At 74.8% G+C, this 25639-nt stretch carries 25 protein-coding genes; 15 read left to right on the top strand and 10 right to left on the bottom strand.

What is annotated here, in order from left to right; all coding sequences use genetic code 11:
- Positions 1-473 precede the first annotated feature (473 nt).
- Positions 474-1340 carry an EamA family transporter gene (locus PS271_RS02290; RefSeq protein WP_398379627.1) on the bottom strand — a complete coding sequence of 289 codons (867 nt, stop codon included), beginning with the start codon at positions 1338-1340 and terminating at the stop codon, positions 474-476.
- Positions 1341-1442: 102 nt separating this feature from the next.
- On the opposite strand from PS271_RS02290, the gene PS271_RS02285 reads away from it, so the two are divergent.
- Complete coding sequence (locus tag PS271_RS02285) at positions 1443-2018, top strand: helix-turn-helix domain-containing protein (protein ID WP_398379625.1); 576 nt, start codon at positions 1443-1445, stop codon at positions 2016-2018.
- 39 nt (positions 2019-2057) lie between these two features.
- Here PS271_RS02285 and PS271_RS02280 read toward each other — a convergent pair whose 3' ends face one another.
- Positions 2058-2495 carry a CoA-binding protein gene (locus PS271_RS02280; protein WP_398379623.1) on the bottom strand — a complete coding sequence of 146 codons (438 nt, stop codon included), beginning with the start codon at positions 2493-2495 and terminating at the stop codon, positions 2058-2060.
- 58 nt (positions 2496-2553) lie between these two features.
- Here PS271_RS02280 and PS271_RS02275 point away from each other — a divergent pair, with 58 nt between their 5' ends.
- The gene (locus tag PS271_RS02275; RefSeq protein WP_398379621.1) at positions 2554-3180 is read left to right on the top strand and encodes a YigZ family protein; all 627 of its coding nucleotides are present in this window, start codon (positions 2554-2556) and stop codon (positions 3178-3180) included.
- A 41-nt stretch (positions 3181-3221) separates the two neighbouring features.
- Here the strand turns inward: PS271_RS02275 and PS271_RS02270 are convergent, their stop codons facing one another.
- On the bottom strand, positions 3222-4238 hold the full coding sequence (locus PS271_RS02270) for a polysaccharide deacetylase family protein (RefSeq protein ID WP_398379619.1): 1017 nt from the start codon (positions 4236-4238) through the stop codon (positions 3222-3224).
- A gap of 121 nt (positions 4239-4359) precedes the next feature.
- Here PS271_RS02270 and PS271_RS02265 point away from each other — a divergent pair, with 121 nt between their 5' ends.
- Together PS271_RS02265 and PS271_RS02260 are read left to right on the top strand one after the other, a co-directional pair.
- On the top strand, positions 4360-5532 hold the full coding sequence (locus PS271_RS02265; RefSeq protein WP_398379617.1) for an exonuclease SbcCD subunit D: 1173 nt from the start codon (positions 4360-4362) through the stop codon (positions 5530-5532).
- Positions 5529-8675, top strand: coding sequence for an AAA family ATPase (locus tag PS271_RS02260; protein ID WP_398379616.1), 3147 nt, complete (start codon positions 5529-5531; stop codon positions 8673-8675). Before PS271_RS02265 ends, PS271_RS02260 begins: the two co-directional genes overlap by 4 nt.
- 15 nt (positions 8676-8690) lie before the next feature.
- Here PS271_RS02260 and PS271_RS02255 read toward each other — a convergent pair whose 3' ends face one another.
- The gene (locus PS271_RS02255) at positions 8691-9146 is read right to left on the bottom strand and encodes an Lrp/AsnC family transcriptional regulator (RefSeq protein WP_398379614.1); all 456 of its coding nucleotides are present in this window, start codon (positions 9144-9146) and stop codon (positions 8691-8693) included.
- A gap of 94 nt (positions 9147-9240) precedes the next feature.
- On the opposite strand from PS271_RS02255, the gene PS271_RS02250 reads away from it, so the two are divergent.
- The 3 genes from PS271_RS02250 to PS271_RS02240 all read left to right on the top strand — a co-directional run bounded on the left by PS271_RS02250 (position 9241) and on the right by PS271_RS02240 (position 10433).
- Positions 9241-9735: a rhodanese-like domain-containing protein gene (locus tag PS271_RS02250; protein ID WP_398379612.1), complete on the top strand. Its 495-nt coding sequence runs from the start codon at positions 9241-9243 to the stop codon at positions 9733-9735.
- A gap of 96 nt (positions 9736-9831) precedes the next feature.
- Complete coding sequence (locus PS271_RS02245; protein ID WP_030364380.1) at positions 9832-10062, top strand: hypothetical protein; 231 nt, start codon at positions 9832-9834, stop codon at positions 10060-10062.
- Entirely contained in the window at positions 10062-10433 is a 372-nt protein-coding gene (locus PS271_RS02240) for a hypothetical protein (RefSeq protein WP_030364379.1), read from the top strand. The genes PS271_RS02245 and PS271_RS02240 overlap by 1 nt, the downstream gene beginning before the upstream one ends.
- A gap of 49 nt (positions 10434-10482) precedes the next feature.
- On the opposite strand, the gene PS271_RS02235 is transcribed toward PS271_RS02240, so the two are convergent.
- From PS271_RS02235 to PS271_RS02220, 4 genes are all read right to left on the bottom strand, one after another.
- Positions 10483-12168: a DUF885 domain-containing protein gene (locus PS271_RS02235; protein ID WP_398379610.1), complete on the bottom strand. Its 1686-nt coding sequence runs from the start codon at positions 12166-12168 to the stop codon at positions 10483-10485.
- Positions 12169-12244: 76 nt separating this feature from the next.
- Complete coding sequence (locus PS271_RS02230) at positions 12245-13639, bottom strand: GNAT family N-acetyltransferase (protein ID WP_398379608.1); 1395 nt, start codon at positions 13637-13639, stop codon at positions 12245-12247.
- 125 nt (positions 13640-13764) lie between these two features.
- Complete coding sequence (locus PS271_RS02225) at positions 13765-15168, bottom strand: dihydrolipoyl dehydrogenase family protein (protein ID WP_398379606.1); 1404 nt, start codon at positions 15166-15168, stop codon at positions 13765-13767.
- Between the two features lie 63 nt (positions 15169-15231).
- Positions 15232-16803, bottom strand: coding sequence for an alkaline phosphatase D family protein (locus PS271_RS02220; RefSeq protein WP_398379605.1), 1572 nt, complete (start codon positions 16801-16803; stop codon positions 15232-15234).
- A 249-nt stretch (positions 16804-17052) separates the two neighbouring features.
- Between PS271_RS02220 and PS271_RS02215 the strand changes: the two genes are divergently transcribed.
- The 5 genes from PS271_RS02215 to mug all read left to right on the top strand — a co-directional run bounded on the left by PS271_RS02215 (position 17053) and on the right by mug (position 20655).
- The gene (locus tag PS271_RS02215; RefSeq protein ID WP_398386626.1) at positions 17053-17718 is read left to right on the top strand and encodes a GmrSD restriction endonuclease domain-containing protein; all 666 of its coding nucleotides are present in this window, start codon (positions 17053-17055) and stop codon (positions 17716-17718) included.
- Positions 17719-17737: 19 nt separating this feature from the next.
- On the top strand, positions 17738-18019 hold the full coding sequence (locus PS271_RS02210; protein ID WP_398379603.1) for a hypothetical protein: 282 nt from the start codon (positions 17738-17740) through the stop codon (positions 18017-18019).
- A 139-nt stretch (positions 18020-18158) separates the two neighbouring features.
- Entirely contained in the window at positions 18159-18617 is a 459-nt protein-coding gene (locus PS271_RS02205) for a hypothetical protein (RefSeq protein WP_398379601.1), read from the top strand.
- 65 nt (positions 18618-18682) lie between these two features.
- A complete protein-coding gene (gene purB, locus PS271_RS02200) occupies positions 18683-20116 on the top strand; it encodes an adenylosuccinate lyase (protein WP_364964122.1) in 1434 nt (477 codons plus the stop codon).
- Complete coding sequence (gene mug / locus PS271_RS02195; protein WP_398386624.1) at positions 20113-20655, top strand: G/U mismatch-specific DNA glycosylase; 543 nt, start codon at positions 20113-20115, stop codon at positions 20653-20655. The genes purB and mug overlap by 4 nt, the downstream gene beginning before the upstream one ends.
- A 60-nt stretch (positions 20656-20715) precedes the next feature.
- Here mug and PS271_RS02190 read toward each other — a convergent pair whose 3' ends face one another.
- Positions 20716-21498, bottom strand: coding sequence for an ABC-2 transporter permease (locus PS271_RS02190; RefSeq protein ID WP_398379599.1), 783 nt, complete (start codon positions 21496-21498; stop codon positions 20716-20718).
- Positions 21495-22232, bottom strand: coding sequence for an ABC transporter ATP-binding protein (locus PS271_RS02185; protein ID WP_398379597.1), 738 nt, complete (start codon positions 22230-22232; stop codon positions 21495-21497). The genes PS271_RS02190 and PS271_RS02185 overlap by 4 nt, the downstream gene beginning before the upstream one ends.
- Positions 22233-22339: 107 nt before the next feature.
- Between PS271_RS02185 and PS271_RS02180 the strand changes: the two genes are divergently transcribed.
- From PS271_RS02180 to PS271_RS02170, 3 genes are all read left to right on the top strand, one after another.
- Entirely contained in the window at positions 22340-23569 is a 1230-nt protein-coding gene (locus PS271_RS02180) for a sensor histidine kinase (protein ID WP_398379596.1), read from the top strand.
- A gap of 60 nt (positions 23570-23629) precedes the next feature.
- The gene (locus tag PS271_RS02175) at positions 23630-24280 is read left to right on the top strand and encodes a response regulator transcription factor (RefSeq protein ID WP_398379594.1); all 651 of its coding nucleotides are present in this window, start codon (positions 23630-23632) and stop codon (positions 24278-24280) included.
- Between the two features lie 119 nt (positions 24281-24399).
- The gene (locus tag PS271_RS02170) at positions 24400-25581 is read left to right on the top strand and encodes an ROK family protein (protein WP_398379592.1); all 1182 of its coding nucleotides are present in this window, start codon (positions 24400-24402) and stop codon (positions 25579-25581) included.
- Positions 25582-25639: the final 58 nt, after the last annotated feature.

The raw sequence follows: 25639 nt of genomic DNA, 5'->3' as shown, positions 1-25639 counted from the left end.
GACGGCTCACAATCGGTGGCCGATACCCGGCCCGGCACCGCCGGACTGCTGTGTGGTGGTGCATCGCCGTTGCGGCGGGAGGAACTGCCCGCGGCAGCGGCGAGGGTTCGTCCGTTGGACGGCTCGTAGCCAGGGCTGATACCCGGCTCGGCACTGCCGGACTGCGGCGTGGTGGCACACCGCCGTTGCGGCAAGGAACTGCCCGCGGCACGGTGAGTGCCCGTCCGTCGGGCGGCTCGTAGCCAGGGCTGATACCGGCCCGGCACCGCCGGACCGCCGCGAGGTGGTGCACCGCCGTCGCGGCGGAAAGAAGGGTGGGGCGGCGCGGCCCTCGCCGCAGGAAAGCCGGGCGGGCTGCGCCCCGGCCCCGGCCGTCATACGGCGGCGCACCGCCAAAGACCCTCCGCCGCCGCGGCGAGGAACCACCGCGGCGAGGGTCCGGCGGCATGCCGACCGCCTGCCGCCGTCCCCCGTCAGCCCGCTGCGAGCAGCACCGTGCCTACCAGCGCCAGCCCCGCCCCCGCGGCCTGGACGGTTCGGAGCCGTTCGCTGAGAACTCCCCGCGCGGCCAGCGCCGTCACCACCGGGTAGAGCGACGCCAGCACCGCGGCCACCGTGACCGGGCCGCTCCGTGCCGCGAGGCTGTACGTGCCGTTGGCGGCCACGTCCGCGAGGCCGACGAAGGCGAGCGCGGGCAGCGCGGCGCGGATGCCGGCCCAGCCGTCCTCCGGCAGGGCGGGCGCGCCGCGCCGCACGGAGGCGAAGAGCGCGCCCGCGCCCACGACCACGTTGCACACGCGCTGGACGAACAGGGCGAGGAACAGCCCGGTGAGGTTGTGCGAGGCCTCGGCGATCAGGGCCATCACGGAGCCGAAGCCGACCGCGGCGACGAGCGTGAGCACCAGCGTCTGCCGCTGCACGGGCGCGCCGCCCAGCCCGGGACCGCTCGCGAGGACGACGCCGGCCACGGCCACGGCGATGCCCGCGAACTGCAGGATGCCGGGCCGCTCGCCGAGGACGAGGCCGACGCCGAGCGGCACGGCGACACCGCCGAGCGCGCCGAGCGGCGAGACGACGCCCATGGGGCCGAGGGCCAGCGCCCGGTAGAAGGCGAGCATGGCGGCGGGGCCGACGACGCCGGCGGCGACCGCGTACCAGAGCTGCGGCCCGGCCTCGGACCAGCCGCCCGTGCCGGCGACGATCGCCCCGAGGACGCCGACCGCGAGCAGCTGCGAGACCAGGACCACGGTCAGGGCGGGGATGCGGCGGGTGAGCAGCCCGCCGCCGAAGTCGGCCAGCCCCCACAGGAAGCTCGTGGTCAGGGCGAAGACCGCCGTCATGGGAAAACCTCGCAGTACAGTGTGGTGAACAGTGCAGTGCAGCACACCGTAGTTCACTATCTTCGACTTCGGTATTAAATATATTCGACCTAAGAGGGAAAGATGGCGACGGACCTCGACCGGCTGACTCAGTCGCTCGCCCGCAACCTCAAGCGCTGGCGCGCCGAGCGCCACCTCACCCTCGACGCCCTGGCGGCCCGCTCGGGGGTCAGCCGCGGCATGATCATCCAGATCGAGCAGGCCCGGACGAACCCCAGCGTGGGCACGACCGTCAAGCTCGCCGACGCCCTCGGCGTCAGCATCACCACGCTCCTCGACCAGGATCAGGTCGCCCGCGTCCGCCTCGTGCCGAAGGAGGAGGCGGTGCGCATGTGGTCGACGGAGGCGGGGAGCCACACCACGCTGCTCGTCGGCGCCCAGGGCCGCGGCCCGGTCGAGCTGTGGGACTGGCGCATCGCCCCCGGCGACGCCAGCGAATCCGACCCGCACCCGCCCGGCACGCTCGAACTGATCACCGTCACCGCCGGCGCGCTCACCCTCGTCGTGGACGGCGAGGAGCACACCGTGCCCGCCGGCACCTCGGCGGCGTTCGAGTCGAACGTGCCCCACACGTACCGCAACGCCGGCGACGTACCGGTGGAGATGACGATGGCCGTGGCCATCGCCCCGGCGCACTGACCGCCCCCGCGGGGGCGGCCGGCCGCGCCGGAGCCACGGTCAGGAAGGCCGCGTCCGGCGTGCGTCCCGCAGCCGCAGCGCGTCCAGCTCGATCGCCGGGCAGCGGTCCATCACCATGTCCAGGCCGGCCGCGCGCGTCCGCTCGTACGCCGCCTCGTCGACGACCCCCAGCTGGAACCAGACCGCCCGCGCGCCGATCGCGACTGCCTCGTCCGCGACGGCGCCCGCGAGGCCGCTGTTGACGAACACGTCCACCACGTCGACCGCGAAGGGGATGTCCGCGAGGCGGGCGTAACCCGGCTCGCCGTGCACCGGCTCCGCCTTCGGATGCACCGGCACGACCCGCTTGCCGTGGCGCCGCAGCACCTCGGCGACGCCGTAGGCCGCCCGCTGCCGGTTGGACGACAGACCGACCAGCGCCCACGTGTCGCCGGTCTCCTCGATGATCTTCCGGATGATCCCCGGTTCCGCGTACATGCCCGCTCAACGATCATCCCCCCGTCACCATTCCCGGACCGGCGCATAGGCTGGCGGGATGACGGAGCAGTACCGGACGGTCGCGCGCGAGGGCGTGCACGAGATCGAGATCAGCAAGTCGCGCTTCATCTGCGCGCTCGCGCCCGCCGCCACGGAGGAGGAGGCGCAGGCGTTCGTCGCGCGCGTCCGCAAGGAGCACCCCACCGCCCGCCACCACTGCTTCGCCTACGTGCTGGGCGCCGACGGATCCGTGCAGAAGGCGAGCGACGACGGCGAGCCGGGCGGCACCGCCGGCGTGCCGATGCTCCAGATGCTGGTCCGCCGCGAGGTGCGCTACGCCGTCGCCGTCGTCACCCGCTACTTCGGCGGCGTCAAGCTCGGCGCGGGCGGGCTGATCCGCGCCTACGGGGGCGTGGTCGGCGAGGCGCTGGACGCCCTCGGGACCGTCACCCGGCAGCGCTTCCGGCTCGCGTCCGTCACCGTCGACCACCAGCGCGCCGGGAAGCTGGAGAACGACCTGCGGGCGACGGGCCGCGCCGTGCGCGAGGTGCGCTACGGCGCGGACGTGCGGATCGAGGTGGGGCTGCCCGAGGCGGACGTCGAGGGCTTCCGCGCCTGGCTCGCGGACACCACGGCCGGCACCGCCCGCCTCGAACTCGGCGGCGAGGCGTACGGGGACGCCTGAGTCTCCGGCCCGTTCCTTCCTGCCCTGCGCCCCTGCCCGCCCTACGCGTAGTCCTCCAGCCGGGCCAGCGCGTAGCCCTGCTCCGTGACCTTGCGCAGCACGGTGCGCAGCATGTCGCACATGGTGCCGCCCCACGCCTTGGGCCCGTTGAAGTGGGTGAGGATGATGTCGCCGGGGTGGAACCGCTGGTCGTCGTGGCGGAAGTCCATCCGGTCCGCGAAGGCCTCCTCGTTCCACAGCGGCGCGGCCCGCGTGCCGCACTCCTCGGCGACGGCGAGGGTGTCGGCGTCGAAGTCGCCGAAGGGCGGCCGGAAGAGCGTCGGCCGGACGCCGATCTCACGCTCCAGGATGTCCTGCTGACCGCAGATCTCCGTGTACTGCTCGTCCTCGGAGATGTGGTTCATCTGCGGGTGGTGCAGCGTGTGGTTCTGGATCGAGACGCCCAGCGCGTGCAGGTCGCGGAAGTAGCCGTAGTCCTCGGCCGCGGACTCGTCGGTGAGGAAGGCGCTCAGCGGGATCTGGAGGTCCCGCACCATGTCCAGGAACTCGCGGTCCTTCGCCGCCCCGTCGTCGATCGTCAGGAACGCGATCTTCTGGTCGGTCGGCACGTGGGCCGGCGCGGGGATCAGGTCCGGTCCCTGGTCCGCCCACTCCGGCGTGGTCAGCCGCGGCTTCTCCCGCGGCGGGGGCGGTGCGACGAGCGGCGCCTGGTCCAGTCCCCAGCGCTGCGCGGCGGCCAGCCGCTGCTCGGGCGTCAGCTTGAGCTTCGGCGGCGCCGGCGCCTGCTGCTCCTGGTCCTGCTCGTCCCGCCCTTGCTCCTCACTGCCCTGCCGTTCCTGTCCCTGCTGTTCCTGCCCCGGCCGGCCCTGCCCCTTGAGCTGTCCGAGGCCGGCCGCGTCCTGGCCGTCGCGCGCGCCGGGCAGGGCCGCGTCGCCGCTCGCGCACGCGGCGGCGCCGGCGAGCAGCAGGAGGACGGTCAGGAGGAGGGGGAGGGGGCGGCGTATGCGGTGGCGTGCGCCACGGCCGCGCCCCGCAAGGACATTTCGTATGAGTCGCATATTTCAGGATCTTTTCAGCGGGTCGGCCGCCCCGCCCGCCTGGTACGCCCATCGGGGCGCCGTGCTCGGCCACTCGGGGCCGTGCCCGGCCACCCCTGCGTAGATGGAACACTTGGGGCCCGTGAGGATCCTGCATACGTCCGACTGGCACCTGGGCCGCTCGTTCCACCGCGTGAACCTGCTCGACGCCCAGCGCGCCTTCATCGGCCACCTGGTGCGCACCGTCCGGGAGCGGCAGGTGGACGTGGTGCTCGTCGCGGGCGACGTCCACGACCGGGCCGTCCCCCCGCTCGGCGCCGTCGCCCTCTTCGACGAGGCGCTGCACCGGCTCGCGGACCTCGGCGTGCCCACGGTCATGATCTCCGGCAACCACGACTCGGCCCGCCGCCTGGGCGTCGGCGCCGGGCTCATCGACCGGGCCGGCATCCACCTGCGCACCGACCCCGCGGGCGTGGGCACCCCCGTCGTCCTCGCCGACGCCCACGGCGACGTCGCCTTCTACGGCCTGCCCTACCTGGAGCCCGCCCTCGTCCGCGAGGAGCTGGGCGCCGCCCGCGCCGGCCACACCGACGTGCTCACGGCCGCCATGGACCGCGTCCGCGCCGACCTCGCCGCACGGCCCGCCGGCACCCGCTCCGTCGTCCTCGCCCACGCCTTCGTCACCGGCGGCACCGCCAGCGACAGCGAGCGCGACATCACCGTCGGCGGCGTCGCCCAGGTCCCCGCCTCCGTCTTCGACGGCGTCGACTACGCCGCCCTCGGCCACCTCCACGGCTGCCAGACGATCACCGAGCGCGTCCGCTACTCCGGCTCCCCGCTGGCCTACTCCTTCTCCGAGGCCGGCCACCGCAAGACCATGTGGCTCCTCGACCTCGGCGCCGGCGGCATCCTCACCGCCGCCGAGCGGATCGACTGCCCCGTGCCGCGCCCCCTCGCCCGCATCCGCGGCCGTCTCGACGACCTGCTCCAGGACCCGTCCCTCACCCGGCACGAGGACGCGTGGGTCGAGGCCACCCTCACCGACCCGCACCGCCCCGACGAGCCCATGGCCCGCCTCGCCGAGCGCTTCCCGCACGTGCTCAGCCTCGTCCTGGACCCCGAGCGGTCGCCGCAGGACCCCCTCGCCTCGTACGCCACGCGCCTGCGCGACCGCAGCGACCAGGAGATCGCCGAGGACTTCGTGGCCCACGTCCGCGGCGGGCTCGCGGCCGACGACCGCGAACGCGGCATCCTCACCGCCGCCCTCGACTACGTACGGCTCGCCGAGAGCTCCGAGGAGGCGGGCGCCCGATGAGGCTGCACCGGCTGACGATCACCGCGTTCGGCCCCTTCGGCGGCACCCAGCACATCGACTTCGACGCGCTGTCCGCCGACGGGCTCTTCCTCTTCCACGGGCCCACCGGCGCCGGCAAGACCTCCGTCCTCGACGCCGTCTGCTACGCCCTTTACAACGAGGTGCCCGGCGCCCGCCAGGGCACCGCCGGCAGCCCGGTGCTGCGCAGTGACCACGCCGGCGACGACACCCTCACCCAGGTCGTCCTCGACCTCACCGTCGCCGGCCGCCGCCTGGAGATCACGCGCCGCCCCGAGCAGCTGCGCCCCAAGAAGAAGGGCACGGGCTTCACCAAGGAGCGGGCCGCGAGCGAGCTGCGCGAACACCGCGACGGCAGGTGGGAGGGGCTCAGCCGCTCCCACCAGGAGATCGGCGACGAGGTCAAGCAGCTCCTCGGCATGAGCCGGGAGCAGTTCTGCCAGGTCGTCCTCCTGCCCCAGGGCGAGTTCGCCCGCTTCCTCGGCGCCAAGGACACCGCCCGCGGCGACCTGCTCGGCAAGCTCTTCGACACCGGCCGCTTCGCCGCCGTCGAGAAGCGGCTCGCGGAGCTGCGCCGCGCCGCGGAGACCCGCGTACGGGCCGGCGACGACGGGCTGCTCGCCCTCGCCCACCGGATGCGGCAGGCCGCCGGCGACCCGTCGCTGCCCGAGGTGGGCACGCCCTCGCCCGCAGAGGCGGCCGAGGGCGGCGCCGGCGCACCTGCCGGCCGCGCCCGCGGAGGCGTCCCGGCACCCCGCGCCGCGAAGCAGGGCGCCGGCCGGGCCGTCCCCGCCCAGCGCGCCGCCGTCACCGCCCCGCTCGCCCCCGGCGACCCCGGACTCGCCGAAGCCGTCCTGGAGTGGGCCGCCCTCGCCCGCAGCAGCGCCCGGGAACGCCGGGACATCGCCGCCGTCGCCGCACGCACCGCCGAACACGCCCACCGGGCCGCCCAGGACCGCGCCGACGCCGTACGCGAACTCGCCCGGCTCCAGGACCGGCACGCCGAGGCCCGCCGCCGCGCCGACGCCCTCGCCGCCCAGCACGACGCGCACGAGGCCGGCCGCGAGCGGATGCGGCGGGCGCTCGCCGCCGAGGGCGTCGTCCCCGTCCTGGAAATGCGCGCCGAAGCCGACCGTGCCCACCGCGCGGCCGCCGCCGCCGAACAGCGCGTCCGCGCGGCCCTCCCCGAGGACCTGCGCGACGCGGGCGCCGAACAGCTCGCCGCCCTGGAGCGGCAGCTCCGCGAGGAACTCGGCTCCCTGACCGCCGCCCGCCGCGCCGAGGAGCGCGCCGCCGACATCGAGGTCCAGCAGCGTGCGCTGGAGCGCGAGGCCCGCGCCGGCGAAGGCGAGCTCGCCGAGCTGACCGGCTGGCTCGACGGCTGGGACGCGCTGCGCGCCGCCTGCGAACAGCGCGTCGAGACCGCGCGCGCCGGAGCCGACCGGGCCGTCCGGCTGGAGGCCGAGACCGGCCCCGTCCGCACCCGCCTGGCCGCCGCCCGCGAACGCGACCGCCTCACCGCGGCCGCGGCCGCGGCCGAGCAGACGCTGACCGGCGCCCGGGAGCGGGCCGTCGCCGCCCGCACCACCTGGCTCGACGTCAAGGAGCGCCGCCTGGACGGCATCGCCGCCGAGCTCGCGGGCGAGCTCGAAACCGGCGTGGCCTGCAAGGTGTGCGGAGCCACCGAGCACCCCGATCCGGCGCGCGCCGCAGCCGGCCGGGTCGACCGCGCCGACGAGGAGGCCGCCCTGGCCGCCTTCCAGCGCGCCGACGCTGTACGGGAGGAGGCCGCCCGCGAACTCCAGGGGCTCCGCGACGCCCTCGCCCGCGCCGAGGCCGACGCGGGCGGGGCCACCGCCGCCGAGCTCGAAGCGCTCGCCGGAGACCTCGGCCGCTCCCTGGCCGCCGCGCGCGCCGCGGGCGCGGACCTGCACGCCGCCCAGGAGGCCCTCCGGCAGGCCGAGCGCGAGCACGACCTGCGCCGCGAGGCCCGGCAGACCGCCCTGACGCGGGCCGCCGCCCGCACGACCCGCCGCGAACAGCTCGAAAACGACCTGGCCGCCCTGGAGGAGGAGCTGGCCCGGGCCCGCGCCGGCGAAGCGTCCGTCGCCCACCGCGCCGCCCACCTGGAGCGGCAGCTGGACCTCCTGGCCGGGGCCGTCGAGACGGTCCGCGCCGCCGCGGACGCGGCCGGCCGGCTCAAGGAGGCCGACGCCCGCCTCGCCGACGCCGCCTTCCGCGCCGGCTTCGGCAACCCCGCGCTCGCGGAGGAGGCCGTGCTCGGCGCGGCGGCCCGCCGGGAGCTCCAGGAGCGGCTCGACGCCCGGGCCCGCGAGGAGGCCGCCGTGGCCGAAGCCCTCGCCGACCCCGCGGTCGAGGACGCCGCCGCACGCCCCGCCGCCGACCCCGGGGCGGCCGCAGCCGCCCTCGACGCGGCCGCGGCGAGGCTCCGCGACGCCTCCGTCGCCGAAGTCGCCGCCCGCACCCGCTGCAAGGACCTGGACCGCCTCTCCGCCGCGGCCCTCACCGACGCCCGCCGCCTCGCCCCGCTCCGCGAGGAGCACCACCGCGTCGCCGAACTGGCCGCCCTCGCCGCGGGCACGTCCACGCGCAACGAGCGCCGCATGCGCCTGGAGTCGTACGTCCTGGCCGCCCGCCTCGAACAGGTCGCGGCCGCCGCGACCGCCCGGCTCCGGCGCATGTCCGCCGGCCGCTACACCCTCGTCCACTCCGACGCCCGGGCCGGCGGCAACGCCCGCTCGGGCCTGGGCCTGCACGTCATCGACCACTGGACGGGCAAGGAGCGCGACACCGCCACCCTCTCCGGCGGCGAGACCTTCTTCGTCTCCCTCGCCCTCGCCCTCGGCCTCGCCGACGTCGTCACGGAGGAGGCGGGCGGGGTACGGCTCGACACCCTCTTCATCGACGAGGGCTTCGGCAGCCTCGACGAGCAGACCCTGGACGAGGTGCTGGACGTCCTGGACGCGCTGCGCGAGCGGGACCGCGCCGTCGGCATCGTCAGCCACGTCGCCGACCTCCGCCGGCGCGTGCCGACCCAATTGCGGGTGGTCAAGGGCCGGTCGGGCTCGACCGTACGGCACGAGGTGGCGGGCGGCACTTACTGAGTCGTCAGCGGGTGGTCACTGAGCGGTCACCGAGATCGGGCGGCGGGGGAGCGGGGAGGAGTAGACGATGCTGGTGGTCACCGACCCCAGCGCGCCGATCCGGCCCGCGACCTCCTCCAGGTGCCGCATCGACCGCGCCGCGACCTTGATCATGAAGCAGTCGTCGCCGGTGACGTGGTGCGCCTCCAGGATCTCCTGCGTGGTCTCCAGCAGGTCGTGGAAGGGCTTGTAGTTGCCGTTGGGATAGCGCAGCCGGACGAAGGCGAGGACGGGCATGCCCAGCTTCTCCGGGTCGACGACGGCCGTGTAGCCGCCGATGACGCCCGCCTCCTCCAGTCTGCGCACCCGCTCGGTGACGGCGCTGGAGGACATGTTCACGATCCGCGCCAGCTCGGCGTAGCCGACGCGTCCGTTGTGCTGGAGGGCGTCGAGGATGCGCCAGTCGGTGGCGTCGGGGGAATAGCCGGTCATGGGCGATGTCTAACAGTGAAATCACCGGTAACTCAAGAGTTTTGCCGAGGATTGACGGTTCTGCTCGGTGATCTCGGGCCGTAGATTCCTTGCCATGACCACCACTGCTCCTGCCCCCGCCGAAGTCCCCGCAAGCCGCGTCATGGCCGTGCCGCCCGCGCCCTCCGCCGACGCCGCCGCGTACTTCGCCGCCCGGCTCGCCTTCCACACCGACGTCGCCGACGTGCACGCCGCCCTCGCCGCCGGCGCCACGGACTTCGCCGTCGTGGACTCCCGCTCCACCGCGTCCTGGGACCAGGGCCACGTCCCCGGCGCCGTCCACCTGCCCACGGCGCAGATCCCGCAGCTGGCCCGGCAGTTCCTCGACCCCGCCGTCCCCGTCGTCGTCTACTGCTGGGGCCCCGGCTGCGACGGCGCCACCCGCGCCGCCCTGGCCCTCGCCCGGCTCGGCTACCGCGTCAAGGAGATGCTGGGCGGCATCGAGTACTGGATCCGCGAGGGCTACGCCGTGGAGACCGCCGACGGCACCCGGCAGCTCCCGCCGGACCCGCTCACCGCCCCGGTGGACGCGGACGACTGCGGCTGCTGACCGGCCGGGCGGCCGCCCCGCCCGCACAGGACGCTCCGCCCGCGGAGTCCGCCCCGGCGGCTGCCGCCCGCGGTACTCGGCCGGTACCGTGGTGCCATGCCGGCACTCAACATCGAATTCACGGAAGAGGAGCTCGCGGCCATCCGCGAGGCCGCGGCCGCGGACGGCAAGAGCATCAAGGCGTACGTGCACGACCTGTCCGTGCGCGAGCAGCAGCGCCGCCGCTTCGTGGAGCGCGCCGCCAAGTTCTGGAACGAGCACATGGCGGAGTTCGACGCCGCCTTCCCCGAGGAGGCTCCCCCGTCCACGGGCGGTGCCGCCGCCTGATGCCGCTGCTCATCGACCTGCCCTGGCTCCTCGGAGTCCAGGAGCAGAAGCTGTACGAAGAGCCCGCCGTCCACGACTACACCGCCCTCGCCGCCGCCGTCTCCCGGCACGCCTTCGACGTCGCGAAGTTCGACCACGAGCCCGACGCGGCCTGGCGCGCGGCCGCCCTGATGCACACCCTCGTCCGGCTCCAGCCGCTGCCCGTGCGCAGCAGCCTGTACGCCTGCATGGTCGTCGTCGCCTACATGGCCGCGGCGGGCGAGGGCATCGACCCGCCGTACGGGTCGATAGTCGACCTCGCGCGCGACATCAAGGAGTACCGCGTCGACGTCTACGAGTGCGCCGACCGCATCCGCACCTGGCGGATCTGACAGCCCGGAAGCGGGGGGGGGGCGGGTCCGGGGACCCGCCCCCCGGGCGTCACAGCACGGACAGCTCGGCCACCAGGTCGTCCAGGCCCAGCGAGCCCTGCGACAGCGCCGCCATGTGCCAGGCCTTCGCGTCGAAGGCGTCGCCGTGCGCGGCACGGGCCGCCTCGCGGCCGGCCAGCCAGGCCCGCTCGCCCAGCTTGTAGCCGGTCGCCTGGCCCGCCATGCCGAGGTAGCGCACGACCTCGCTCTCCACGTAGTCCGACGGGCGCCCGCTGTGCAGGTCGCAGAACTCCTGCACCAGCTCCGGCGTCCAGCGCTCGCCGGGGTGGAAGGGGGAGTCCGCGGGGATCTCCAGCTCCAGGTGCATGCCGATGTCCACGATCACCCGCAGGGAGCGCCACATCTGCGCGTCGAGGTAGCCCAGCCGGCGCTCGGCGTCCGTGAGGAAGCCCAGCTCGTCCATGAGCCGCTCGGCGTACAGCGCCCAGCCCTCGCAGTTGGCGCTGACCCCGCCCAGGGTGACCTGGTAGCGCGAGAGCTGCTCCGCCACGTGCATCCACTGCGCGAGCTGGAGGTGGTGGCCCGGCACGCCCTCGTGGTACCAGGTGGACACCAGGTCGTAGACGGGGAAGCGGGTCTGACCCATGGTCGGCAGCCAGGTGCGGCCCGGGCGGGAGAAGTCCTCGGACGGCTCGGTGTAGTACGCGGCCGCCGCGCCGCCGGGCGGCGCGATCCGGGACTCGACCTTCTTGACCCGCTCGGCGAGCTCGAAGTGGGTGCCGTCCAGCGCCTCGATCGCCTCGTCCATCAGCTTCTGCAGCCAGACCCGCACCTCCTCGACGCCCTCGATGTGCGCGCCGTGCTCGTCGAGGTGGGCGAGCGCCTCCCACGGCGTCTTCGCGCCGGGCAGCACCTTCTCCGCCTCGGTGCGCATCTCGCCGAGGAGGCGGTGGTACTCCGACCAGCCGTAGGCGTAGGCCTCGTCGAGGTCGAGGTCCGTGCCGTTCCAGTAGCGCGACCAGCGGGCGTAGCGCTCGCGGCCCACGACGTCCGGCGCGCCTTCGACGCCCGGCGCGTAGACGTCGCGCAGCCAGTCGCGCAGCACGGCGAGGCTGCCCGTCGCGGCGGCCGCCGCCGCGTCCAGCTCGGCGCGCAGCTCCTGCGGGCCGGCCGCGGTGAAGTCGCCGAACCAGCCGTTGCCGGTGCCGATCCACTCCTCCAGCTGCACGAGGTTGGTGGCCACCTGGCGCGGGCCGGCGGGCAGCTTGCGCGCCAGGCCCTCGGCGAGCGACTCGCGGTAGCCCTCCAGGGCCGCGGGCACGGCCCGCAGCCGCTCGGCGATCGCCGCCCAGTCCTCCACGGAGTCCGTGGGCATGACGGCGAACACCTCGCGCACCGAGTGCACCGGCGAGTGGATGTTGCTGACGGCGCGCAGGTGCTCGTCCGCGTCGTGCACCGCGAGCTCCGCGGTCAGGCGCTCGCGCAGCAGCCGGGCGCAGCGGCGCTCGATGCCGGCGTCCGCGCCGGGCTGCCGCTCGGCCTCGGCGAGGCGGTCGAGCGTGGCGCGCGCGAGGTCGGCGACGGCCCGCGCGCCCGCCGGGGAGAAGTCCGGCAGCCGGGTCGCGGACGCCGGCACCCCCAGATAGGTGCCCGTGATGGGGTCGAGTTCGGTGTACGCGTCGACGTAGGCGTCGGCGACCTGGCGGGGGAGCAGCGTGCTCGTGTCGTTCGGCATGCGGACATCCTCATACGGCGGGGTGCGCCGCGTCACCGGGAATTTGCAGGTCCGGCGGCGGTGGGCGGGCGGAATGTCAGGGTGCGGGCGGAAGTGCCGGAACGACAGCCGGGGCGAGGCGGACGGTGACGACGAGCGTGCCCTCCTCGACCTGGTAGTCCAGCGGCAGGTCCAGGGCGCGCATCGCCGCGACCATCCCGGTGTTGGAGGACCGCGTGACGGCGTAGACGCTGCGGCAGCCGTCGGCCACGGCCAGGTCCACCAGGCGGCCCAGGAGTTCGCCGCCGACGCCGCGCCGCTGCCAGTCGTCCTCGACGAGCAGGGCGACCTCCGTCTCGTCGCCGTCCCACAGCAGGTGGCCCAGGGCGACGAGGCGGCCTGTCGCGGTGTACGCGGCCAGGGTGCGGCCGAAGCGCGGGCTCAGCAGGTGGCGCAGGTAGCGGTCGGCGTCGCCGGCAGGGCCGTGGTAGCGCTGGGCGAGCGTCGCGGCGGAGCAGCGCTCCTGCATGGCGCGCGCCGCGGCGAGGTCCTCGGGGCCGGCCCGCCGGACGGTGATCTCGTTGCCCTCGGGCAGGGTCAGGACGTCGGCGCGCGGCGGGACGCGGGGGCCGAGCCGGGCGTCGAGCTCGACGAGGGCGCGGGCCCGGGCGAACTCGGTGGGCGTGAACGGCAGGTACGGGCGCTCGATGGTGATGGTGCCGCCGGAGGGGTCGCGCAGCCGCATCACGGTCTCCTCCCACACCCCTTCCGCCGGCACCTGCCCGGCGGGTTCGCCGCCGCCGCGCGGCGAGCGGGCGGGCACGGAGCGGATCGTGCAGCGGCCGAAGAGCCGGCGCAGCGCGAGCGGGAGCTCGGCGGCGTCGAGCGCGGTACGGGTGGCGAGGTTGAGGACGCGGGTCGGCGCGTCGACGAGGTCGTGGGCGTCCGCCCGCTCCAGCCAGGTGTCGCGGCCGCCGCCCGCGGCCGCCGCGTCGGCCAGGCCGGTGGCGGCCAGGGCGGCGGGGGCGCGCAGGAGGAGTTCGTCGACGACGCCGTCGGCCAGGGGGTGCGTCTGGAGGGAGAGGATGTCGACGCGATGCCCGGCCAGGGCCGTGCACAGGGCGGCCAGGCTGCCGGGCTCGTCGCGCACGGTCGTGCGCATCCGCCACAGGGTGGTGCCGGTGGCGTCCTCCGCGGCGGGGTCCTGCCGCGGCTGTTCCGGCTGTTCCGGCTGTTCCGGTTGCTTCGGTTGCTTCGGCTGAGGAGTGTGGCTGCGGCCGCCGTTGCGCCGTGCCCACCAGGTGTGGAAGGCGGTGGTGGCCAGCAGGGCGGCGGCCGAGGAGGCGAGGAGCACGGGTCCGTCGGGGCCGTGGACGACGGTGTCGGCCACGGTGTCGGCGGCGGCGACCGCGGTGAAGAGGGCGGCCAGCTCGACCAGGTCCCGCCGCCAGTGAGGGGGGCGATGGGGCTTCGCGGTGGTCTCGTCCGTCATGGGCACCACCCTGACGGAGGGGTGTTGCGTGATCACGAACAGCGCGTGTCCGATGAGTTAATCGACGCGTTCTCGCCAATTGTCCTGATTCGGTCAGGTGGACACCGTAACCCGTGCGTACGGGTCTACGCCCCGTCCGGCAAGGACTCCCGCGATCGGAGGTCGGCGAGTGCGTCCTCGACGCCCCGGTGGAACGTCGGGTACGCGAAAATCATGTGCCGCAGCGTCTCCACGGGGACCTCCGCCTGGACGGCGACGGCCAGGCCGTACATCACCTCGCCGCCCATGGGCCCCGCCGCCGTCGCCCCGACGAGCACCCCGCGGTCCGCGTCCTCGACCAGTTTGACCAGGCCGTCGTTGCCGGCCTTGTGGATCCAGCCGCGCGCCGAGGACGGCACGCGCGACAGGCCCGTGCGCACCCGCAGCCCCTTCTCGCGCGCCTGATGCTCGGTCAGGCCCACCGCGCCGACCTCCGGGTCGGTGAACGTCACCCGCGGCAGGGCGCGGTAGTCGGCGTGGGGGCCGGGCTCGCCGAGGATCGAGCGGATGGCGACCTCCGCCTCGTACATCGCCACGTGCGTGAAGGCGCCGTGGCCCGTCACGTCGCCGACGCCCCACAGCCCGGGCGCGGCCTGCATCCGGCCGTCGACGGCGAGGGCCCGCCCGCCGGGGTCCAGGCCGACGCTCTCCAGGCCCAGCCCGGCCAGGTCCACGCGGCGGCCGGTGGCCACCAGCAGCTGATCTCCTGTCAGCTCGGTGCCGTCCTCCAGCGCGAGCGCGAACGCGTCGCCCTCGTGCCGTACGCCGGCGGCCCGGGCACCCGTGCGCAGGACGAGCCCCTCCCGGCCGAGCACCTCGGCCAGCAGGGCGCCGGCCTCCGGCTCCTCGCCCGGCACCAGCCGGTCCATGGCTTCCACGATCGTGACGTGCGTGCCGAAGCGGGCGTAGACCTGGGCGACCTCCAGGCCGATCGCGCCGCCGCCGAGCACGAGCAGCGAGCGCGGTGCTTCCTTGGCCGAGACCGCGTCCCGGTTCGTCCAGTACGGCACGTCCGCGAGGCCCGGCACCGGCGGGATCTGCGGCCGCGAGCCCGTCGCGAGCACCACGCCCAGCCGGGCCTCGAACTGCGAGCCGTCACCGGTGCCGCCCTCGACCGCCACCCGGCGCGGGCCGGTGAGCCTGCCGCGCCCGCGGACCAGGCGGCCGCCCTTGCCGGTGAGGCGGTCGGCCGCCACCTGGTCCTCCCAGTCGTCGGTGGCCTCGTCGCGGATCCGGGCCGCCACGGGCGCCCAGTCGGGCACGACCTGCCCGGCGGAGCCCGCCATGCCGGGCACGCGCCGCGCCTCGGCCAGCAGGTTCCCGGCGCGGATCATCATCTTGCTCGGCACGCAGCCCCAGTACGGGCACTCGCCGCCGACCAGCTCCGCCTCGACGCCCACCACGCTCAGCCCGGCGTCCGCGAGCCGGCCCGCGACATGCTCACCGCCCGGGCCCAGCCCGATGACGACGACGTCCACCTGCTCGGCCATGGCAAGCCACCTTCCGCTCGGGTCGGCCGGACAGCCCCACCTTCCCACCAGCCGCCGACGGCGTCACTGTGCGACGCGCCCCGGCTGGAGCACCTTGGTGAACAGCACCGCGCCGTCCTCGTCCCGCAGCCGTACGGTCAGCTCGCCGCTGTCGCCCGCGATGGCCACCTCGCCGAAGAACTGACTGCCCTGCCCGGGCGGGACGTTGGCCGTGGCGGGCGCCTTGAGGAACACCTGCCGGGGGCCGAACGTGCCGTCCAGCGCGTTCGCCGGGAAGCCGCCCGCGTTCAGCGGGCCCGAGACGAATTCCCAGAACGGCGCGAAGTCCTTGAACGCCGCCCGCTCCGGCTCGTAGTGCTGCGCCGAGGTGTAGTGCACGTCGGCCGTCAGCCAGACCGTGCCGGTGATCCGCCGGTGCTTGACGTGCCGCAGCAGCTCGGCGATCTGGAGCTCGCGGCCGAGGGGTGCGCCCGGGTCGCCCTGGGCCACCGCCTCGAAGTCCCGGGGCCCGTCGGTGACCACGAGGCCCAGCGGCATGTCGGAGGCGATCACCTTCCACACGGCGCGCGAACGCGACAGCTCCCGCTTGAGCCACTCCAGCTGGCGGGCGCCCAGGATGCCCTGCGCGTCGTCGGGCTGCCGGCCGGGCGAGTTCGCGTTCCGGTACGTGCGCATGTCCAGCACGAACACGTCCAGCAGGGGGCCGTGGCGCAGGACGCGGTAGACGCGGCCGTCGCCGTCCTCGCGCTGGGTGGAGACCGGGAAGTATTCGGAGAAGGCGCGCCGCGAGCGGGCGGCCAGGGCGTCGACGCTCTTCTCCGTGTAGCGCGCGTCGTCCAGGATCCGGCCCGGGTACCAGTTGTTGTGCACTTCGTGGTCGTCCCACTGGACGACGGCCGGCACCTCGGCGTTGAAGCGGCGCAGGTTGGTGTCCAGGAGGTTGTAGCGGAACGCGCCGCGGAACTCGGCCAGGGTCTCGGCGACCTTCGCCTTCTCCTCCGTGGTGACGTTCCGCCAGATGCTGCCGTCCGGCAGGGTCACGGACGGCGCGATGGGGCTGTCGGCGTAGATGTTGTCGCCGCTGCAGAGGAAGAAGTCCGGTGCGAGCCGGCGCATGTGCTCGTAGATGCGGTAGCCGCCGCGGTCGGGGTTGATGCCCCAGCCCTGCCCGGCCAGGTCGCCGGACCACAGGAAGCGCACGTCCGAGCGGCGGGCGGGCGCCGTGCGGAAGGTGCCGTGGACCGGGCGGCCGGTGCGGCGCGGGTCGTCCGGGTCCGCGAGCAGCACGCGGTAGTGGATCCGCTCCCCGGGCGGCAGCCCGTGCAGCGCCGTGCGGCCGGTGAAGTCCGTGTCCGGCCCGACGAGCGGGCCCGCTATGCGGCGCACCTTGCGGAACGACTCCGTGGCCGAGGTCTCCACGATCATCCGCGCGCGCCGGTCGGCGCGCACCCACACCAGGCCCGACGAGGACGTCACGTCGCCGGTCTGCACGCCCCACCGCGCCTCCGGCCGCCCGGACAGCGCCAGGGCCGGTGCCGCGCCGGCCGCCGCGGGCAGCGCGGTGACCGCGGCGGCACCCGCCGCGCCCCGCAGGACGGCTCGTCTGCCCACGCCGAACCCGGGCCCGTGCGCCATGGAAGTCCTCCTCTTCGGTGTTCCCGACGGTGTGTCTCTGCGTGTCCCTACGCGTTCCCACGCGTCCCTGCGTATCTGTACGCGTCTCTGCCTGCGTGTTCCTACCGGCGTGAGGTGCCCGGCGGTCGAACGTGCCGTGAACATGAGGTGGCGCGCCCGGCCCCGGCGTCAACGGGGCACCCCGGCACGTCGCCGTCCGGGGTATATGTCCCGTATCAGAGTGTGGCTACCGGTATCTGTTGGTCTGTGATCTCACGAATCCGGTGGCGCCGCGCCGCCACCGCCGCAGCCCTGTGCCTGTCCGCCGCCCTCGCTCCCGCCGCCGCCCCGGCCTCGGCCGCGCCGCCGCCCGTGCCGCACGACGCGCCGGAGGCGCCCTCGGCGTCCGTCGTCAAGGAGGAGCTGGCCGGGCTCACCGTCGAACTGCCGCACTCGATGGCCGGGTACAGCCGCGCCAAGTTCCCCCACTGGGTCAAGCAGATGGGCACCTGCGACACCCGTGAGGTCGTCCTCTCCCGCGACGGCCAGGACGTGAAGACCGACGACCAGTGCCGCTCGGTCTCCGGCCGCTGGCACAGCGCCTACGACGGAAAGGACTTCACGGTCGCCGGCCAGCTCGACATCGACCACATGGTGCCGCTCGCCAACGCCTGGCGGTCGGGGGCCGACTCCTGGACCACCGACCAGCGCAAGCGGTTCGCCAACGACCTGACCAACCCTCAGCTGTTCGCCGTGTCCGCCGCCTCCAACCGCTCCAAGGGCGACCAGAGCCCGGACCAGTGGCGGCCGCCGCTGGGCGCGTACTGGTGCTCGTACTCCCGCGCCTGGACCCACGTCAAGCACGTGTACAAGCTGAGCGTGACCCAGAGCGAGCAGGACACCCTTGCTGCCATGCTGGACTCATGCGACCGATGAGCAGCACGAGCAGCAGCCGATGACCGGCGGACAGCCCGGCGGGCCCTTCGTGGACCAGGTGACCGCCGGGCCGGGCGGGGCGATGACCGATGACGTCGGCGTCATCACCGGCGACCTCACCGTCGCCACCGCCGCCCTGCCCGGCGGAAAGGCCCGCGTCGACGTCCAGTACACCGGGGCCGAGGAGTGGTACACCCTCACCGGCAGCCCGGTGCCCGTCCCCGAGGACGGCCTGGCGGCCCTCCACGGCCGGGTGCTCGCCCGCATCCGGGAGGGGGGCGCCGCGGAAGTCCCGTGCTGAGGTCCCCTGCGTTCCCGTGGAGGTCCCGGACCCCCACGGGGGCCCCGTAACCCCCACTATGATCACCGTCGGCCGGAAGTGATCTTGCTTCCGCGCCGGACCGGGCTACGGGCCACTGCCGGGGGAATGCGGGGAGCACATGCGCAAGACGGTCACCTGGACGGCGCTGGCCGTGACGGCGGGCACGCTGGTGACGGGCTGCGGGACGGGGCTGGGGACGGGCGGGAGCGGCGCCGCCGCCGCGGCACCCCGCCGGGCCGCCGTGGCCCGCAGCGAGCCGGCCGTGCGCCGGGTGACCTTCGAGCTCCAGGGCACGGGCTCCTCCCAGGTCACCTACGTGGCCAAGGACCGCAACGCCACCGAGCAGGTCTCCCTGCCGTGGACGAAGACCCTCGACGTCACCCTCCGTGACACCGACCCCAAGGACGGCGTCCTGCTGGCCCTGGTCCCCGGCTCCGTCTACGGCACCGGCCCCGAGCACGACGACAGGTTCGCCACCCCGCCCTGCGTGATCAAGGTCGACGGCAAGCAGGTCGCGGCCGACAAGGGCGGCAGCTCCGTCAGGGGCTGTGAGTACACCCTGAAGCCGGCGCCGTAGCTCGTAGCAAGCTACGAACGAGCCCCGTGCCGGAGTCTGCAACAACCGACAGTAGACTCGGCAGCGTGTCTGTGAAGCCCCGCATCCCCAATGTCCTGGCCGGCCGCTACGCCTCCGCCGAGCTGGCCGTCCTGTGGTCCCCCGAGTACAAGGTGACGCTGGAGCGGCGGCTGTGGCTCGCCGTCCTGCGCGCCCAGAAGGACCTGGGGATCGAGGTGCCGGACGCCGCCCTCGCCGACTACGAGCGCGTCCTCGACCAGGTCGACCTCGCCTCGATCGCCGAGCGCGAGAAGGTCACCCGGCACGACGTGAAGGCCCGCATCGAGGAGTTCAACGCCCTCGCCGGCCACGAGCACATCCACAAGGGCATGACGTCCCGCGACCTCACGGAGAACGTCGAGCAGCTCCAGATCCGGCTCTCCCTGGAGCTCGTCCGGGACCGCTCCGTCGCCGTCCTCGCCCGCCTCGGCAAGCTGGCCGCGGAGAACGCCGAGCTGGTCATGGCCGGCCGCTCCCACAACGTCGCCGCCCAGGCCACCACCCTCGGCAAGCGCTTCGCCACCGGCGCCGACGAGCTCCTCGTCGCCTTCGCCCGCCTGGAGGAGCTCCTCGGCCGCTACCCGCTGCGCGGCATCAAGGGCCCCGTCGGCACCGCCCAGGACATGCTGGACCTCCTCGGCGGCGACGCCGCCAAGCTCGACGAGCTGGAGCGGCGCATCGCCCACCACCTCGGCTTCGCCCAGGCGTTCACCTCCGTCGGCCAGGTCTACCCGCGCTCGCTCGACTACGAGGTCGTGACCTCGCTGGTGCAGCTGGCCGCGGCCCCGTCCTCGCTCGCCAAGACGATCCGGCTGATGGCCGGCCACGAGCTGGTCACCGAGGGCTTCAAGCCCGGCCAGGTCGGCTCCTCCGCGATGCCGCACAAGATGAACACCCGCTCCTGCGAGCGCGTCAACGGCCTCATGGTCATCCTGCGCGGCTACGCGTCCATGGCCGGCGAGCTCGCGGGCGACCAGTGGAACGAGGGCGACGTCTCCTGCTCCGTGGTGCGCCGCGTGGCCCTGCCGGACGCGTTCTTCGCGCTCGACGGCCTCATGGAGACCTTCCTCACCGTGCTCGACGAGTTCGGCGCCTTCCCGGCCGTCGTCGCCCGTGAGCTCGACCGCTACCTGCCCTTCCTCGCCACCACCAAGGTGCTCATGGCGGCCGTGCGCGCCGGGGTCGGCCGCGAGGTCGCCCACGAGGCGATCAAGGAGCACGCCGTGGCCTCCGCGCTCGCCATGCGCGAGCAGGGCGCCGAGCGCAACGAGCTCCTCGACAAGCTCGCCGCCGACGAGCGGATCCCGCTGGACCGCGCCGGCCTCGACGCCCTGATGGCCGACAAGCTGTCCTTCACCGGCGCCGCCGCCGCCCAGGCCGGGGTCGTGGTCTCCCGCATCGAGGAGATCGCCAAGCGCCACCCGGAGGCCGCCGCGTACGCGCCGGGGGCGATCCTCTGACACCCGCCGAGCTGGAAGCCGCCCGCGACCGCCTCGTACCCGACGTGGTCGCGGACGGCCTCCGCGTCCTCTTCTGCGGCATCAACCCGGGCCTGATGTCGGCGGCCACCGGCCACCACTTCGCCCGCCCGGGGAACCGCTTCTGGCCCGCCCTGCACGCTTCGGGGTTCACACCGCGGCAGCTGCGCCCCGCCGAGCAGGAGGAACTGCTCGACTACGGGCTGGGCATCACGAACGTCGTCGCCCGTGCCTCGGCGCGGGCCGACGAGCTGAGCACCGCGGAGTACGTCGAGGGCGGCCGCATCCTCACGGAGAAGGTGCGGCTGCTGAAGCCGCGCTGGCTGGCGGTCGTCGGCGTGACCGCCTACCGCGTCGCGTTCGCCGACAAGCACGCGAAGATCGGCCCGCAGGAGCGGACGATAGGCACGACGCGTGTCTGGGCCCTGCCCAACCCGAGCGGCCTCAACGCCCACTGGCCACTGCCGAAGATGGCGGAGGAGTTCGCGCGGTTGCGGGCGGCGGCGGACGGCACGGCCTGAGCGGGGCCTGAACGTGTCCGGGACCGCCGGACCGCGCCCTCGCCGCCCTCCCCGGAGGGGTCACGCGTCGCGGCGGTGCAGGGACCACCAGCCCGCTGCCGCGGCGAGGGCCGTCCACGCGGCCATCACGGCCATCCCCGACCAGGCCCCGAGCGGGCCCTCGGGGGAGGGGTGGAGGATTTGCTGGCCGGCTCGGTCCGGGAGGTAGGCCACGAGCTTGCCGATGCCGGACACCCCGGCGAAGACCGGCGAGATCAGGAACACCACGGGCGTGAGCAGGGACAGCGCCCCGACCTGGCTGCGGACGACCGCGGCCACGCCCGCCGAGAACACGGTCAGCAGCGTGAGGTACAGCCCGCAGCCGATCGCCGACCGCAGCGCGCCGGGCGCCCCCAGCCCCACCCCGTACTCGCCGAGCAGGCCCTGCGCGCCGAGGAAGCAGCCGAAGCCGGTCGCCAGGCCCACCGGCAGGGCCGCGGCGCCCACGACGAGCAGCTTGCCGCCGAAGAACAGGCCGCGGCGCGGCACGGCGGCGAGCGAAAGCCTGATCCCGCCTCCCGCGTACTCCCCGGCGACCGCCATCACGCCGAAGCAGACCGCGGCGATGTGCCCGAAGTTGAGGCCGTAGTACGAGCCGTACACCGGCTCGAAGTCCGCGTGCGCCGCCTCGGCCTTGCCGACCATGGCGTGGACCAGCAGCGTGACGCCGACCGTACAGACGAAGGCTGCGGACAGCGCCACGAGCAGGGACCGTACAGAACGGATCTTCACCCATTCGGAGCGGAGGACGGGCGCGAGGGCGGGCGCGGGGGTGGGCGCGGGGGTGGGCGCGACGGCGGTCATGACGGCGTTCCTTCCTGGTGCGTGAACTCGGTGGAGCCGGCGGTCAGGGCGAAGTAGGCCTCCTCCAGCGAGGCGCTCCCGCCGACGAACTCGTCCAGGGGCGCGTCGGCCAGCAGCCGCCCCCGCCCCAGGACCACGAGGTGGTCGGCGGTCTGCGCCATCTCGCTCATGAGGTGGCTGGAGAGGAGGACGGTCCGCCCCTCCCCGGCCAGTCGGCGGGCCAGCCGGCGCAACTGGACGATGCCCTCCGGGTCGAGGCCGTTGGCCGGCTCGTCCAGCAGCACCACGGGCGGGTCGCCGAGCAGCGCCGCGGCCAGGCCGAGCCGCTGCCGCATCCCCAGGGAGAAGGTGCGCACGCGCCGCCGGGCCGCGGTCGCCAGCCCTGTCTCCTCCAGGACCGTGTCGACGCGGCCGGCGGGGATGCGGTTGCTGCGCGCGAGGGTGAGCAGGTGGTCGCGGGCGGTCCGCGCCGGGTGCGCGGCCGAGGCGTCCAGCAGTGCGCCGACGTGCCGCAGCGGCTCGGCGAACGAGGCGTACGGCCTGCCGCCGACGAGGGCCGTCCCGGCGGTGGGCCGGTCGAGGTCGAGGAGGATGCGCATCGTGGTGGACTTGCCGGCGCCGTTGGGGCCCAGGAAGCCGGTCACCCGGCCCGGCCGGACGGTCACGGTGAGCCCGTCCAGGGCGCGCACCGGGCCGTACCGCTTGGTGAGTTCACGGATTTCGATCGAAGTCATGTCCCAAGGCTCGCGTCCGGCCGGGGGCGGCACTTCCCCCGCGCGTGGGGACCGTCTCCCCCACGCGGGGGAGGGCCTCCTCCGGGCGGCCTTGGGAGGATGACGTCATGATCGCTCCCCTGCGCCCGGTGACCCGCGCGGTCACGTACACCCGCTGGCTGCACCTGGTGATGACGATCGTCGTCGCCACGGTGTTCGCCTTCGTCTTCCCCGGGCTCGCCAACATCGACACGCTCGCGGGGGCCTGGCTCCTCGTGGCGCCGCTGCCGCTGCTGGTGGTGGCCGGCACGGTCCCCAGGGTGCGGCTCTCGGAGGGGATGCAGGCACAGCTGCTCCTCCACCCGGCCCGCCGGGACGACCGGGAGCCGGACTTCACGCCCGCGCCCTCGGCTTCGTGGAGCGATCGCCGGCGCACGGTGCTGTGGCTGGTCCTGCGCTACGAACTGGGCACGCTGACGGCCTTCTTCTCGGTGCACACGCCGACGCTCGCGGTGAACCTCATCAGCGCCGCGTGCGGCGGGCGGCCGGAGAGCGTGCTGTCGCTGTGGAAGCCCCGGGGCGGCCACTGGTGGTACGCGCTCCTGGCCCTGGCGGCCCTGGCGCTGCTCCTGGCCTTCGTCGTCGCCGCGGGCGAGGTGACGGCGCGCGCCGCGCGGGCGCTCCTCGGCCCCTCGGCGGCCCAGCGCCTGGCCGCGCTGGAGGAGCGCACCGAACGCCTGCTGGAACACAACCGGCTCGCCCGGGAGCTGCACGACTCCGTGGGGCACGCGCTGACGGTCGCCGTGCTCCAGGCGGGCGCGGCGCGCGCCGCGGGCTCGCCCGAGTTCACCGACAAGGCGCTGACCGCCATCGAGGAGACGGGCCGGCACGCCCTGGAGGACCTGGAGCGCGTCCTCAAGGTCCTGCGCGAGGACGCGTCCGGACCGGCGGCGGGACGTCCGGCCCTGACCGACGTCGAGCGGCTGCTCACCGCCGCCCGGGGCTCGGGCGCCGAGGTCACCGCCGACGTCACCGGCGCGCTGGAGGCCGTGCCGGGCCCGGTCTCGCGCGAGGGCTACCGCATCGCCCAGGAGGCGCTCACGAACGTGGTGCGGCACGCGGGCCCCGTGCCGGTCTCGCTGCGCATAGCGGTCCGCGCGGACGCCCTGGAGCTGGACATCCGCAACCCCCTTCCCGAGGCCGGGGCCGGGGCCGGGCTCGGGGGCAGCGCTGTCAGCGGCGGAGGCAGCGGCCTGCGGGGCATCCGCGAACGCGCCGCGCTCCTCGGCGGCCATGCCGAGACGGGGGTGCACGAGGGGGAGTGGCGGGTACGGGCCGTGCTGCCGCTGGGGGCGTAGGGCGGGTCCGGCGGAATGAGCACTCACCGGAACCACAACGCGTTGACCTAAAGTGACCCGGTGCCCATATCCGTTCTGCTCGTCGACGACGAGCCGCTCGTCCGCGCGGGCCTGCGCGCCATCCTCGAAGCGCAGCCCGGCATCGAGGTCGCGGGAGAGGCCGCGGACGGCGCGGCCGTAGTCCCGATGGTCCGTCAGCTGCGCCCGGACGTCGTCGCGATGGACGTCCGCATGCCGCTCCTGGACGGCATCGAGGCGACCCGCGCCGTCCTCCGCACGGTGGACCCGCCGCCGAAGATCGTGGTCGTGACCACCTTCGAGAACGACGAGTACGTCTACGACGCCCTGCGCGCGGGCGCCGACGGCTTCCTCCTCAAGCGCTCCGCGCCCGCCGAGATCGTCCAGGCGGTCCGCACGGTCGCGGCCGGCGACTCGCTGCTGTTCCCCGCCGCGCTGCGGCGCCTCGCGGCCGGTCGCGGCAACGAGCGGGCCCGGGCGGCCATGGAGCGGGCGGCCCTGACCGCGCGCGAGGCGGAGGTGCTGCGCCACATGGCCCGCGGCCTGTCCAACGCGGAGATCGCCCAGACCTTGGTGCTCGGTTCCGAGACGGTGAAGACGCACGTCAGCGCGGTGCTGGCGAAGCTCGGGGCGCGGGACCGCACCCAGGCGGTGATCGCCGCGTACGAGTCGGGGTTCGTGACCCCCGGCTGATCCCACGGCTGATCCCTCCGATTGCCCCCGGCCGAGTCCCGAGGCTCGCCGCGGGCCACCGCACCCGATACGATCCGGCCAGTAGGCAAAGGACGCGTAAACGCGAGGAGGCGGCGACGTTGGGGCGGCTCACCGGCGGGGATCCGTCCCTGCTGCGGCGGATCAACTCGGCCGTGGTGCTGCACGCGCTCCGTACGGCCGCCTCCCCGGCGTCCCCGCTGGCCGCCGCGCCCACCCTCACGGACCTGGTCAAGGTCACCGGCCTGTCCCGGCCGACCGTGGAGGGCGTGGTCGAGGGCCTGATGGAGTCCGGCCTGGTGGTGGAGGCGCCCGCCGAGGGCGGCGAGGCCCGCCGCCAGGGCCGGCCCGCGCGCCGCTTCCGCTTCCGCGTCGAGGCGGGCCACCTGCTCGGCATCGAGATCGGGCCGCACCGGATCGCCGCCCTGATGGCCGACCTGAGCGGCCGCGTCACGGGCTCGGCGTCCGTGGACGTCGCGGAGACGGCCCCGGCCGACGAGCGGCTGGACCGCGTACGGGAGGCCGTCGCCGACCTGCTGGCGCGCTCGGGTGTGCCGCGCAGCGGGCTGCGCGCGGTCGGCGTGGCCACCCCGGGCATCGTCGAGGCCGACGGTACGGTCCGGCTGGGCACGGCGCTGCCCGGCTGGACGGGCCTGCCGCTGGGGGAGCGGCTGCGCCGCTCGTTCCGCTGCCCGGTCCTGGTGGAGAACGACGCGAACGCCGCCGCCGTCGCCGAGCACTGGAAGGGCGCGGCCACCGGCTCCGACGACGTCGTGTTCGTCCTGGCGGGGCTCAGCCCGGGGGCCGGCTCGCTGATCGGCGGGCGGCTGCACCGCGGCTTCGGGGGCGCGGCCGGCGAGATCGGCGCGCTGCACCTGCTGGGGCGCGAGGCCACCCCGGAAGAGGTGCTGTCAACCACGGGCGAACCGCTGCACCCGCTGGACGAGGCGCAGGTCGCGCAGGTCTTCGCGCTCGCGCGTGAGGGCGACGAGCGGGCCGCCGCGGCCGTGCAGCGCTTCATGCGCAGGCTGGTGCACGACGTGGCCGCGCTGGTGCTGGCCCTGGACCCCGAACTGGTCGTCGTCGGCGGCTGGGCGGCGGGCCTCAGCGGCGTCCTGGAACCCCTGCGCACGGAACTGGCCCGCTACTGCCTGCGGCCCCCGCAGGTGGTTCAGTCGATGCTCGGCGAGGCGGCAGTGGCCACGGGGGCGCTGCGCTTGGCCCTGGACCACGTGGAGAAGCAACTGTTCGCGGTGGAAAGCACGGTGACGGCGCGGCGCTGAGCGCCGCCCCTGCGCAGGTGTGAGCCGCGGTTCGGCACCGCCGGGACGGCGCGCTGCG

It is taken from the genome of Streptomyces sp. SCA2-17 (genome assembly GCF_044336695.1).
Note: the sequence above shows the minus strand (reverse complement) of the source record. Positions and strands in the feature narration are given on the sequence as shown.